This window comes from Streptomyces spiramenti (assembly GCF_012034385.1).
GTDB classification, from domain to species: Bacteria; Actinomycetota; Actinomycetes; order Streptomycetales; family Streptomycetaceae; genus Streptomyces; species Streptomyces spiramenti.
On record NZ_JAAVJB010000150.1, the window covers coordinates 1 to 12716 of the forward strand.

Here is a 12716-nt window from a genome sequence, read left to right on the forward strand (position 1 = left end):
CGTCCGTGCCCCGGCGCCCGGTGCCGCTGCCCCGGCTCCGGGCGTCCGTGCCCCGGCGCCCGGTGCCCCGCCGTCGGTGTCCGGCCTGGCCTACGCCGGATCTGTCTCCCCGGTCGGCCCCGCCGCCAACGGGGACGGCACCCCGACGGGCTGCACCAGCCACTCGAAACCGCCGAACCCGGCCGGGTCCGTCAGCTCCGCCGCCTCACCCGCCCGCGCCAGCGCCCGCAGGTACCCCGCGGGGTCGGTCCGTGCCAGCTCCAAGGGCGGGCGGCGCCCGTCCGTCCCCAGCCGGCGCAGCGCCGTCCGCTGCGTCAGCAGGAGCGGGGCACCGGCACCGGGCACGGCGGCGCCGGCCGCCGCACAGGCGTCCATCGCGACGTGCGCCGTCAGGTCGCAGCCGCCGTCGGGCACCGGCGCGACCTGGCGGCCGTCCCGGTAGCCGGTCAGACTTCCCAGCGGCGGCCGGGTGGTCCGCGCATGGCTGTAGTCCACCGCCACCGCCAGGCCGCGCCGGACCGTTGCCACGGCCCCGGCCCAGGCCGCGTCGCGGGTCAGCCCGATCTCGGCCCGTTCGCCGGGCGAGCCGCACGAGGGCCACCAGCGCCGCAGCCACGCCGCGTCCTCGCCGCCGACCGGCCCGCCGCGGCGCTCCCGGCCGTCCGCCCGCACCAGGACGTGGCGGAGCTGCCCCGTCCCGTCGCTCTCCACGACGTCCAACGGCACGTTGTCGAGCCACTCGTTGGCGAACAGCAGTCCGGTGATGCCCGCGGGCGGGGCGGCCGACCAGGCAACGCGGTCGGGCAGCCCGGCCGGCCGCGCCGCGCGCTCCACCGCGCACGGCCGGACCCGGTCCGCGACCCGCGGAGGAAGCGCGGCCAGCACACCCGCCAGCAGCTCACCGCGGCCGGCCCCCACATCCACCAGGTCCAGCACCGGGGGGCGTCCGAGCGCCTCGTCCAGACGCAGCAGCAGCTCCGCCACCGCCGTCGCGAACAGGGGTGAGGCGTGCACGGCGGTGCGGAAGTGCGCGGCCGGTGCCTCCCGCAGGAAGAACCCCCCGGTGTCGGTCCCCGGCCCGTCGCTCGCGGAAGCGCCGCCGTACAGCGCCCGCTCGGCCGCCTCACGCCAGCCGGCCCACCCGCCGCCCGCCGCGGCCCCGTTCTCGGTCGGCCCGTTCTCGGTCGGGCGTTCCTCGGCCGGTCCGCCTGCCGACGCGCCGTCCGTCACCCGGCCGCCCGTCGCCGTGCCGTGCCGCGCGCCGGGAGCCCGCACCCGGCCGCCCGGCGCCCGGGTGCGGCCGTCGCGCTCCGCGTCCACGGTCGCTCCCGAGCCTCCCCGCGCGCCTGCGCGCCCTCCGCCCGGCGCAACGCCACCCGCCCTGTCGTCCGTCTCACACCGCTCACCCCTCACCGGCGGCACGGTACGCGCCGAGAGCCGGGAAGGGACCCCGCCGAGGTCGGAACCGGTCCCGCACACGGGGCGGACACGCCTCATCCACCTTGAGGACTAGGGACGCGCCGACGGGATCGCCCCTCCGGGTGACTCCGACCCGCTTCTCCCCTGCCTACGCTGGGTGACATGAGCCGGATCTACGACTTCCTGCGCCGACACCCCGTCTGGGTGGACGGCGCGTGGAGCCTGATCCTGGCGCTGATCAGCGTGCGCGTCGTCCTCGGCTTCCCCGGCGGCCAGCCCGTCGTCAGCCAGGTCGGCGCCTTCGTGGCGATCGCCGGTGTCTTCGTCGCCTCGACCTGGCGCCGCCGCCACGCGGACCGCATGCTGCTCGTCGCCATCGGCGCGGGGCTGGTGCAGCTCGCCACCGACGCACCGCCGATGCTCATCAACATCTGCTTCCTCTTCATCGTCTTCAGCGTGGCGTCCGAACGGGTCCGCTGGGCCTCCAGGCTGGCACTGGCCGCCGCGCTGCTGGCCCCGACCGCGGGCGTGCTGCGCTGGAACCCCAGCGGATTCGACGAGCCGTTCTACCTGGTCTCCAACACCGTCCTGTTCACCGTGGCCTTCGCGCTGGCCTGGGTCCTCGGGGACTCGCTGCGGACACGCCGCGCCTACTACGCCGAGCTGGAGGAGCGCGCCGCACGGCTGGAGCACGAGCGGGAGACCGAGGCCAGGATGGCCGTGTCGGCCGAACGCGCGCGGATCGCCCGCGAACTGCACGACGTCGTCGCCCACAACGTCTCCGTGATGGTCGTCCAGGCCGACGGTGCGTCCTACGTCTTCGACAGCTCGCCCGACCAGGCCAGGAGCGCGCTGGACACCATCTCGGGCACCGGCCGCCAGGCACTCACCGAGATGCGACGGCTGCTGGGGGTGCTGCGCGAGGACGGCAACGAGGACATGCCCGGCGACTACGTGCCGCAGCCCGGCCTCGAACAGCTCGACGACCTGATCGCGCAGGTCCGCGGGGCGGGCCTGACCGTGGACTGCCAGTGCGTCGGCAGCCCCCGCCCGCTGCCCAGCGGCGTCGAGCTGACCGCCTACCGCATCGTGCAGGAGGCGCTGACCAACACCCGCAAGCACGGCGGGCCCGGCGTCGCCGCCAGCGTGAAACTGACCTACGGCGGGGACGCGCTGTCCGTCCTCGCCGAGGACGACGGGCGCGGCGCCCAGGCGTGGCTCTACGGCGACCGCGGCCACGACGGCCACGGCCACGGGCTCATCGGGATGCGGGAGCGCGTCGGCATGGTCGGCGGTCGGCTGGAGACCGGCCCGCGTCCCGGCGGCGGCTTCCGCATCCGCGCCACCCTGCCCGTCGCCGAGGCAGCCGCCCCGGCGAAGGCCACGTCCGGAGGAGGCTCCGCGGACCGCACCGCCCCGGCGGGTTCCTCCGGGGTCGGAACGGGGGAGACGCCCGTCGTACCGCCGGGGGAGACCGAACCACCGGAGGCCGCGACCGTCCCGCACGGCCCGCACGACGCGACGGGCCCCGACACCGGGGGCGACCCCGCCGCACCGCCGACGGATCGGAACGCCCCACGACCGGCCCGCCCGCAGCACACCTGCCGCTCCGACACCTCCTGACGGGCGCACCGACCCCGCCCAGCCACCCGCCACCGCCCGCCCCACCGCCTCCAAGGAGACGCCGCACATGCCGATCCGCGTCATGCTCGTCGACGACCAGGTCCTGCTCCGCACCGGCTTTAAGATGGTCCTCGCCGCGCAGCCCGACATGGAGGTCGTCGCCGAGGCGGGTGACGGCGTGGAGGCGCTGGAGACGCTGCGCTCCACCGCGGTCGACGTGGTGCTGATGGACGTGCGGATGCCGCGCATGGACGGCGTCGAGACGACCTCCCGGATCTGCCGGGACGGCGAGGGCGGTCCCGGCGAACCGAAGGTGCTGATCCTCACCACCTTCGACCTGGACGAGTACGCCTTCACGGGGCTCAAGGCAGGGGCGGCCGGCTTCCTCCTGAAGGACGTGCCGCCGGACGAGCTGCTCTCCGCCATCCGCTCCGTGCACAGCGGCGACGCCGTGGTCGCCCCCTCCACGACCAGGCGGCTCCTCGACCGCTTCTCGGCGCTGCTCCCCGTCCGCCGCCGCACCGCGGCCCACCCCGAGCTGGACCAGCTCACCGGACGCGAGCGCGAGGTGCTGGTGCTCATCGCGCAGGGGCTTTCCAACGGCGAGATCGCCGCGCAGCTGGTCGTCTCCGAGGCGACGGTCAAGACCCACGTCGGGCGCATCCTGGCCAAGCTCCAGCTCCGCGACCGGGTCCAGGCGGTGGTCCTCGCGTACGAGATCGGCCTGGTGCAGGCCCGCGGCGCCTGAGCGTGTGTGTGACCCCACGCCGGGCCCGGGACGCCGGCCACGGCCATCCGCTGCGTTGCCAGGAACGCCCGCACACAACCCGGTACGAGGGCGCCCCTCCGCCGTGCAGCTGACCGCATCCGACGCCGCGAGCTGATCCGACGCGGGGTCTCACACACGCTCTGAGCGCACCCGGCGCCCCCGGCCCGTCCACCCCGCTCCGCCCGTACCGCGGCGAGCTCCGCCCCGGCGCCGGCCCCGCGCCGCCTGCCCCGCCCGGGGCGCATCCCGTGACATCCCGCCCCGACCGGCGGCCGTCCCACCCCTCGCCCGGGGCGCCGCCGCCGTCGGCCCGGCCCGTAGCATGGCGACGATCGTCCGGTACCGGAACGACGGACTGGAACGGAAGGCGCCGTGAACCAACCACCCCCTGCCCAGCCCGGCCGGGCCGAGGACCGACCCGCCCGGCTCACCGTCGGCGTCGTCGGGGCCGGCCGCGTCGGTCCCGCACTCGCCGCCTCGCTCGCACTGGCCGGCCACCGCCCCGTCGCCGTCTCCGCGGTGTCACGGGCCTCCCGCGACCGGGCCGCCGAACTGCTGCCCCACGCGGCGGTCGTCGAGCCGGCCGAGGTCCTCGCCCGCGCCGAGCTCGTCCTGCTGACCGTGCCCGACGACGCCCTCCCCGACCTGGTCGCGGGCCTCGCCGGCACTGGCGCGGTACGGCCCGGACAGCTGCTGGTCCACGCCTCCGGGCGCTACGGCACCGGCGTGCTGGAGCCCGCCCGCCGCGCCGGTGCCCTGCCGCTGGCGCTGCACCCCGTCATGACGTTCACCGGGACCGCCGTCGACGTGCAGCGGCTCGCCGGCTGCTCCTTCGGCGTCACCGCCCCCGAGGAACTGCGCATGGTCGCGTCGGCGCTGGTCATCGAGATGGGCGGCGAGCCCGAGTGGATCGAGGAGGCCGCCCGGCCGCTCTACCACGCGGCGATCGCCCTGGGCGCCAACCACCTCGTCACCCTCGTCGCGCAGTCCATGGAGGTGCTGCGCGCCGCGGGCGTCACCGCGCCGGACCACATGCTCGGTCCGCTGCTCGGGGCGGCGCTCGACAACGCGCTGCGCTCCGGCGACGCCGCCCTGACGGGGCCGGTCGCCCGCGGCGACGCCGGGACGGTCACCGAGCACGTCGCGCAACTGCGCCACCATGTCCCCGGTGTCCTGCCCGGCTACCTCGCCATGGCGCGGACCACCGCCGACCGGGCGCTCGACAACGGCATGCTCCGCCCCGAGCAGGCCGAACGGCTGCTGGAGGCACTGGCCGGCGAGCCGCCCGCCGGCACGGGCCGGACGGAGGACGGCACATGACCACCCCCCACCTGGCGCACACCACCGCCGAACTGGCGGAGCTCCGCCGACCCGGCTCCACCCGCGCCGTCGTGATGACCATGGGCGCGCTGCACCGCGGCCACGCCGCCCTCGTCGCCGCCGCCCGCCGCGAGGCCGGGCCCGGTGGGCAGGTCGTCGTCACCGTCTTCGTCAACCCGCTCCAGTTCGGGCCCGGCGAGGACTTCGACCGCTACCCCCGCACCCTTCCCGACGACCTGCGGATCGCCGGCGAGGCCGGCGCCGACGTGGTGTTCGCCCCCGCGGGCGACGAGGTCTACCCCGACGGCACCCCGCTGGTCACCCTCGCCGCCGGCCCCATGGGCGACCGGCTGGAGGGCGCGCACCGCCCCGGCCACTTCGACGGCGTGCTGACCGTCGTCGCCAAGCTGCTCCACCTCACCGACCCGGACGTGGCCTTCTTCGGGGAGAAGGACGCCCAGCAGCTGGCGCTGATCCGCCGCATGGTCCGCGACCTCGACTTCCCCGTCCGGGTCGTCGGGGTGGCGACCGTCCGGGAGGGCGACGGCCTGGCGCTCTCCAGCCGCAACCGCTACCTCTCACCGGCCGAGCGCGGCACCGCCCTGGCCCTCTCCCGCGCGCTGTTCGCCGCCCGGGACCGGCTCGTCGCCGAGGCCGCGCTCCGCGCCCGTGCCCGCGAGGCCCCGACACCCGGCCCCGGCCTCGCCGAGGCGCTCGCCGCGCTCGACCAGGAGGAGGCGTCGGCCGACGCCCGTGCGATGGCGCACGCGACGCGTGAACCGGACCCCGCCGGCTCAGCGCTCGCCGCCGCCGGCACGGTCCTGCGCGAGGCGGCCCGCCTGGACCCGCCGCTGGAGACCGACTACCTGGCGTTGATCGACCCGGGCACCTTCACGGAGATCACCCCGGGCGACCCCGCCCCGCCGGGCCCCGCGGTACTCGCCGTCGCCGCCCGGGTGGGCGCCACCCGCCTGATCGACAACGTCCAGCTCGACCTCGGGACCGCACCGTGACCGCCGAGCCGCGCCCGCCCGCGGCAGCAGCCCCCGGCCCGGTGGCCGTCCTCGGCCCGGAACCGACGTGGGCCACCCGAGCGGACGTCGTCGTCGTCGGCTCCGGCATAGCCGGGCTGACCGTCGCGCTGCGCTGCGCCGAGGCCGGCCGCCGCACGGTCGTCGTCACCAAGGCGCTGCTGGACGACGGTTCGACCCGCTGGGCGCAGGGCGGCATCGCCGCCGCCCTCGGCCCCGGCGACACGCCCGAGCAGCACCGCGACGACTCCCTGACCGCCGGCGCAGGCCTCTGTGACGAGGCGGCGGTCCGCACCCTCGTCACCGAAGGCCCGGACGCGGTCCGCCGGCTGATCGCGACCGGCGCCCGCTTCGACACCGCCGACGACGGCACCATCGCCCTCACCCGCGAGGGCGGCCACCACCGCCGTCGCATCGCGCACGCCGGCGGCGACGCGACCGGCGCCGAGATCTCCCGGGCGCTGGTCGCCGCCGTGCGCCGCGCCGGTATCGAGGTGGTCGAGCACGCCCTCGCCCTCGACTTGCTCACCGACGTCGACGGCCGCGCCGCCGGGGTCAGCCTGCACGTCATGGGGGAGGGGCGACACGACGGCGTCGGCGCCGTCCACGCCCCCGTGGTGGTGCTCGCCACCGGCGGCATGGGCCAGGTCTTCTCCGCCACGACCAACCCGGCCGTCTCCACCGGCGACGGCGTCGCGCTGGCGCTCCGTGCCGGCGCGGAGGTCTCCGACCTGGAGTTCGTCCAGTTCCACCCGACCGTGCTGTGGCTGGGGCCGGAGGCGCAGGGACAGCAGCCGCTGATCTCCGAGGCCGTCCGCGGCGAGGGCGCCCACCTCGTGGACGGCGACGGCGACCGGTTCATGGTCGGCAGGCACGAGCTGGCGGAGCTGGCCCCGCGCGACATCGTCGCCAAGGGCATCATGCGCCGCATGCGCGAGACGGGCGCCTCGCACATGTCTCTCGACGGCCGCCACTTCGGCGCCGCGATGTGGGAGCGCCGGTTCCCGACGATCCTGGCGTCCTGCCGCTCCCACGGCATCGACCCGGTGACGGAGCCCGTCCCGGTGGCGCCCGCCGCGCACTACGCCTCGGGCGGCGTCCGGACCGACCTTCACGGCCGCACCACCGTCCCCGGCCTGTACGCCTGCGGCGAGGTCGCCTGCACCGGCGTCCACGGTGCCAACCGCCTCGCCTCCAACTCGCTCCTGGAGGGGCTGGTCTTCGCCGAGCGCATCTCCGCGGCCTGCCTGGCCGAGCCGCCACGCCCGCCCGCCCCCGCCGCTCCGACGGCAGCCGCCGTCCGTCTGCCGCTGCCGCCGCCGGAGGCCCGCGGTGAGATCCAGCGAGTGATGAGCGAGGGCGCCGGGGTGCTGCGGTCCGCCGACAGCTTGGCGGCGGCCGGCGCCGCGCTCGCCGCCCCTGCGCCGGGCGGCAAGGCCGGGGAGCCGGGCGTGGAGGCGTGGGAGAACGCCAACCTGCTGCTGGTCGCCCGGGTCCTGGTCGCCGCCGCGGCGCGGCGCACCGAGACGCGCGGCTGCCATTGGCGCGAGGACCACCCGGAGCGGGACGACGCCGCGTGGCAGCGGCACCTGCTGGTGAGCCTGGTCCCCGGCGGCGACGGCCCCGTCCCGTCGACGCGGACCACCGACGACCCGACGTTCGGCCCCCTGACGCCGTGGCCGGCAGCCGCCGTGCGGCCCGCCCCAGGGGAGGACCCCACCGCGGCGCACGCCGCGCACCACCCCGCCGAGAACTCCGGCGACCCCGAGGAGAGCACCTCATGACCACCGCCAGCCCCGACCCCCGCCCCGAGCCGGCCGTTGTCGACCTGCTCCCCGCCGCCCCCGACGTCCCGTCCGCGGCGGCCGGCGGCTGCGGTTGCTCGGCCGACGGCGCCGGCTGCGCCGGTGACGGCCCCGGTCACCTCGACACCGTCTGCGGGCTCGACGCCGAGCTCGCGGGGCTGCTGGAGGCCGCCGGGCTGGACCCGGTCGCCGTGGAGGAGGTGGCGCACATCGCCCTGGCGGAGGACCTCGACCAGGGGCCCGACGTCACCACCCTGGCGACCGTCCCCGACGAGGCCGTCGCCACCGCCGACTTCACCGCCCGCGAGGCGGGTACCGTCGCCGGGCTCCGCGTCGCCGAGGCGGTGCTCTCCGTCGTGGCCACCGACGACCTGGAGGTCGAACGCCACGCGGAGGACGGCGACCGGGTGGCCGCCGGCGCCGTGCTGCTCTCGGTCACCGGTCGGACCCGTGACCTGCTCACCGGCGAGCGGACCGCGCTCAACCTGCTGTGCCGCCTCTCCGGCGTCGCCACGGCCACCCGCGCCTGGGCCGACGTCCTGGAGGGCACCGGCGCCACCGTCCGCGACACCCGCAAGACCACCCCGGGGCTGCGCGCGCTGGAGAAGTACGCCGTCCGCTGCGGCGGTGGGGAGAACCACCGGATGTCCCTCTCCGACGCGGCGCTGATCAAGGACAACCACGTGGTGGCGGCTGGCGGCGTCGCGGAGGCGTTCCGCGCCGTCCGCGCCGAGCTCGCGGCCTGGGGCACCCCCGAGGTGCCGGTCGAGGTCGAGGTGGACCGCCTGGACCAGATCGAGCCGGTGCTGGACGCCGGTGCCGACCTGCTGCTGCTCGACAACTTCACCCCGGGGGAGACCGCCGAGGCGGTCGCGCTGGTCGCCGGCCGGGCCCGGCTGGAGTCCTCCGGCAGACTCACCCTGGAGAACGCCCGCGCCTACGCGGAGACCGGGGTGGACCACCTCGCCGTGGGGGCCCTCACCCACTCGTCCCCGATCCTGGACATCGGTCTCGACCTGCGGTCCGGGGAAGGCGCCTGATGCTGCTGACCATCGACGTCGGTAACACCCACACGGTCCTCGGCCTCTTCGACGGCGAGGACATCGTCGAGCACTGGCGGATCTCCACCGACGCCCGCCGCACCGCGGACGAGCTCGCGGTGCTGCTCCAGGGGCTGATGGGGCGCCATCCGCTGCTGGGCCGGGACCTCGGCGACAACATCGACGGCATCGCCGTCTGCTCCACGGTGCCGTCCGTCCTCCACGAACTGCGCGAGGTCACGCGGCGGTACTACGGCGACATCCCCGCGGTGCTGGTGGAGCCCGGGGTGCGCACCGGGGTGCCGGTCATCACGGACAACCCCAAGGAGGTCGGGGCCGACCGCGTCATCAACGCCGCCGCCGCGGTCGAGCTGTACGGCGGCCCCTGCATCATCGTGGACTTCGGCACGGCCACGACCTACGACGCCGTCACCGCGCGCGGTGAATACGCCGGTGGAGCCATCGCACCGGGCGTCGAGATCTCGGTCGAGGCGCTCGGTATGCGCGGTGCCCAGCTGCGGAAGGTGGAACTCTCCCCGCCGCGCCAGGTCATCGGAAAGAACACCGTGGAGTCGATGCAGTCCGGCATCGTCTACGGATTCGCCGCCCAGGTCGACGGAGTCGTCGAGCGGATGCGACGGGAACTCTCGGAGCAACCGGATTCCGTCACCGTGATCGCCACCGGCGGTCTCGCTCCGCTGGTGCTCCGGGAGGCGACGGTCATCGACGAACACGAACCGTGGCTGACCCTGATCGGTCTGCGATTGGTGTTCGAGCGAAATTCGCCCCGTCACTGAACATGCCCCGGGCTCACCGAACACGGCGAGCTGAACGCGCCGCCGAACTCACCGGCGCGCGCCCTCACCGAACGGCCGGGCTGTCCCCACCCTTCCGACGCACGGCCGGATGCCGCACGAGTGCGCTCGAACGGGTGAATCCGGCCCATCGGGAGAACCGGTCGGGAGAACCGGCCGAAGACGTCGCCGGAAGTGGCCGCCGAACGCTGCCCGGCGGAACGTGCCGGCTCCCGGGTGTCCTGCCGAATGGGCGGGTTCGCCCCGCCCGGAGGCGGGGCGGACCCCGCCGCGGCGGCCACGGCAGAATTCCGGGAGCCCCGGCGGTCTCCGTCCTGCGGTTCCGGGCATTGCGGGCCTGCGGGCGGTCGGTGCGCGCTGCCCGGGAAACCGGGCGGCCGGCGTGGCATGACGCGGGGCCATTCGCGGCGCCTCGGCGCCGCACCGCGAGCGCATCAGTGACACGCACCTGTCCGTCACTGCCTCAGCCGTATCTTCTGAGAATTGTCCGGTTAGCGGCTAATCTCGTCGCATGCGTACGTCAGACGCCGAGAGCGGCGAGCAGGAGAACGCGCGACGTGGCGGCGGGGAAACCCGTCGGCGCCCCGCCGGGAATCCGGCCCCGGGTCGTCCCGTGCCCACGCCGGCCGATGTCTTCCGCCACAAGCGGCCGGCACCGGACAGTCCCACGCCCCCCGACGAAGCCGACGAATAGGTCCCGATACGCTGGAGGGTGCCCCGGGTCCGGCCCGGGCGCCCTACCCAGGAGACGGAGACCGTGGACTACGTCATCGCCCTCTTCCCCCCCACCGTCATGGCCGTCGCCTTCACCTGCCTGATCGTCACGATGATCCGGTCGCAGGGTGGCGCCAACAAGTACAAGGAGGACGCGGCGGCCGACGCCATGGCTGCCGCCGCCGCGTCCCGCACCGCCGACCGGCGGGAGAACGCCGCCGACTGAGCGGCTCCCCGTCGCGCCACGCCCGGGGGGTACGACCCGGGCCGGTGCGCACCTCGACACACCCCGGCACATCGGACATTTCGCGCTATCCTTCAGGCGTGCCGCGCCGCCTGGGAGAACTCGAAGACGCCGTGATGACGCGCGTGTGGGCCCGGAACAAGCCGGTCACCGTGCGGGAGGTCCTGGAGGAGCTCCAGCAGGACCGTGCCATCGCCTACACGACCGTCATGACGGTGCTGGACAACCTGCACCGCAAGGGGTGGGTGCGGCGGGCACAGGAGGGCCGCGCCTACCGCTACGAGGCCGTCTCGACCCGCGCCGCCTACTCGGCCGTGCTGATGAACGAGGCCTGGGCCGAGAGCGACAACCCCGCCGCCGCTCTCGTGGCGTTCTTCTCGATGATGTCCCCCGAACAGCTCCCCGCCTTGCGGGACGCACTGCGGGTGGTCGGCGTGGCCGGGGTGAGCCTGGCCGACGGCGCCCCCGATGCCCCCGCCGGGCCCGACGTCCCCGCCTGGTCGGACTCCGGCGACCCGGCCACCGACGCTCCCGCCGTAGACGCCCCCGGCGCGGACGGTCCCGCCCCCGACGAGACCGCCTTCGACGCCCCGGGCGACCGGCCCTCGGCGTCCGACGAGCCCCGTGCGCCCGGTACTGCCGGCGGCGACTCCCCGGGCGGCACCCGCCCCGCCCCCGCCGAGGGCGGAGCAGGCACCCGACGGTAGCCTCGCGGCGTGAAGGCCCCGGAAATCACGATTCGAAGAGCGCGTACCGCCGACGTTCCCGCCGTGCGACGGCTGGTGGACTCCTATGCCGCCGAACGCATCCTGCTGAACAAGCCGACGGTGACCTTTTACGAGGACATTCAGGAGTTCTGGGTGGCGGAACGCGACGATGACGCGGCCGTCGTCGCCTGCGGGGCGCTGCACGTCATGTGGGAGGATCTCGCCGAGGTCCGCACCCTCGCCGTCGACCCCGCGATGCGCGGCCTCGGAGTCGGCCACGCGCTGCTGAGTAAGCTTCTGGGCACTGCGCGTTGGCTCGGCGTGAGGCGCATTTTCTGCCTCACCTTCGAAGTTGCCTTCTTCGCCCGCCACGGGTTCCACGAGATCGGCGATACGCCCGTTGACGGTGACGTCTACAGCGAGCTGCTGCACTCCTATGATGAGGGAGTTGCCGAGTTCCTGGACCTCGAACGCGTGAAGCCGAACACTTTGGGTAACAGTCGCATGCTGTTGGTGCTCTGAACAAGGAAGCCCGCGAATCCCCCGGGGGCTATGCCCGAATCGTCCCGTGGTGTCGGGCGAACTGCTTGTCCCAAAGAGGGTCCAGGGTTTGTGTTTTCGGTGCCGGGGCGGTTTGATTACGCAAGCAGTACTCACTATTCGGCGAGCAAGAATGAGGAGCAGCCCGGTGGCACAGAAGGTTCAGGTCCTTCTCCTCGATGACATCGACGGCGGCGACGCGAGCGAGACCGTTTCGTTCGCGATCGACGGCAAGTCCTTCGAGATCGACCTCAACGAGGCCAACGCCAAAAAGCTCCGTGACGCCCTGGAGCCTTACACCAAGGCCGGTCGTCGAGGTGGCGGTCGTCCCGCACGCGGTACCCGCGGTACCCGAGCCGCTTCCGGATCCCAGGACACCGCGAAGATTCGCGCCTGGGCGAAGGAGAACGGCTACGACGTGAATGACCGCGGTCGCGTTCCGGCGAACATTCGCGAGGCCTACGAAAAGGCGTCCGCCTGACCCACGGCCGGGGGCGCCCGAGAGGGCGCCCCCGCCGCGTCATGACCGTGTCCCCGCCGCTGGCGCGCACCGCGCCGATCCGACGGGTGCCGCGGGTGTGACCCCGGGGCGTCCACCGGCCGTCTCCGGCGCCCGGTCGCGCCCCGGGTTCGGGACGGGGCGCCGCGGTGCCGGCGAGCCGCCGGGCCGGGCCTCGGGGGTCCACGGT

11 protein-coding genes and 1 pseudogene are annotated in these 12716 nt (G+C 75.1%); 11 read left to right on the plus strand and 1 reads right to left on the minus strand.

Features of this window, described 5'->3' with window-relative positions:
• Window positions 1–90: 90 nt before the first annotated feature.
• Complete coding sequence (locus HCJ92_RS16740) at window positions 91–1320, minus strand: SAM-dependent methyltransferase (RefSeq protein WP_420824731.1); 1230 nt, start codon at window positions 1318–1320, stop codon at window positions 91–93.
• 261 nt (window positions 1321–1581) lie between these two features.
• Here HCJ92_RS16740 and HCJ92_RS16745 point away from each other — a divergent pair.
• The 11 genes and pseudogenes from HCJ92_RS16745 to HCJ92_RS16795 all read left to right on the plus strand — a co-directional run.
• Window positions 1582–2784: pseudogene (locus HCJ92_RS16745) on the plus strand (sensor histidine kinase); the annotation flags it as partial.
• 325 nt (window positions 2785–3109) lie between these two features.
• Window positions 3110–3790, plus strand: coding sequence for a response regulator (locus tag HCJ92_RS16750; protein ID WP_167934412.1), 681 nt, complete (start codon window positions 3110–3112; stop codon window positions 3788–3790).
• A 393-nt stretch (window positions 3791–4183) separates the two neighbouring features.
• On the plus strand, window positions 4184–5131 hold the full coding sequence (locus HCJ92_RS16755) for a DUF2520 domain-containing protein (RefSeq protein ID WP_167934413.1): 948 nt from the start codon (window positions 4184–4186) through the stop codon (window positions 5129–5131).
• Complete coding sequence (gene panC / locus HCJ92_RS16760) at window positions 5128–6144, plus strand: pantoate--beta-alanine ligase (protein ID WP_167934414.1); 1017 nt, start codon at window positions 5128–5130, stop codon at window positions 6142–6144. The genes HCJ92_RS16755 and panC overlap by 4 nt, the downstream gene beginning before the upstream one ends.
• Complete coding sequence (locus HCJ92_RS16765) at window positions 6141–7946, plus strand: L-aspartate oxidase (RefSeq protein WP_420824732.1); 1806 nt, start codon at window positions 6141–6143, stop codon at window positions 7944–7946. The genes panC and HCJ92_RS16765 overlap by 4 nt, the downstream gene beginning before the upstream one ends.
• The gene (gene nadC / locus HCJ92_RS16770; protein WP_167934415.1) at window positions 7943–9007 is read left to right on the plus strand and encodes a carboxylating nicotinate-nucleotide diphosphorylase; all 1065 of its coding nucleotides are present in this window, start codon (window positions 7943–7945) and stop codon (window positions 9005–9007) included. The genes HCJ92_RS16765 and nadC overlap by 4 nt, the downstream gene beginning before the upstream one ends.
• Window positions 9007–9804, plus strand: coding sequence for a type III pantothenate kinase (locus HCJ92_RS16775; protein ID WP_167934416.1), 798 nt, complete (start codon window positions 9007–9009; stop codon window positions 9802–9804). The genes nadC and HCJ92_RS16775 overlap by 1 nt, the downstream gene beginning before the upstream one ends.
• Before the next feature lie 775 nt (window positions 9805–10579).
• Window positions 10580–10762: a hypothetical protein gene (locus tag HCJ92_RS16780; protein WP_167934417.1), complete on the plus strand. Its 183-nt coding sequence runs from the start codon at window positions 10580–10582 to the stop codon at window positions 10760–10762.
• Window positions 10763–10896: 134 nt separating this feature from the next.
• Window positions 10897–11487, plus strand: a complete 591-nt coding sequence (locus HCJ92_RS16785) for a BlaI/MecI/CopY family transcriptional regulator (RefSeq protein WP_245240945.1) — start codon at window positions 10897–10899, stop codon at window positions 11485–11487.
• A 9-nt stretch (window positions 11488–11496) separates the two neighbouring features.
• Window positions 11497–12009 (plus strand): amino-acid N-acetyltransferase, encoded by a 513-nt coding sequence (locus HCJ92_RS16790; protein ID WP_167934419.1) that lies wholly within the window; start codon window positions 11497–11499, stop codon window positions 12007–12009.
• A 166-nt stretch (window positions 12010–12175) separates the two neighbouring features.
• Window positions 12176–12508: an Lsr2 dimerization domain-containing protein gene (locus tag HCJ92_RS16795; protein ID WP_167934420.1), complete on the plus strand. Its 333-nt coding sequence runs from the start codon at window positions 12176–12178 to the stop codon at window positions 12506–12508.
• Window positions 12509–12716 lie beyond the last annotated feature (208 nt).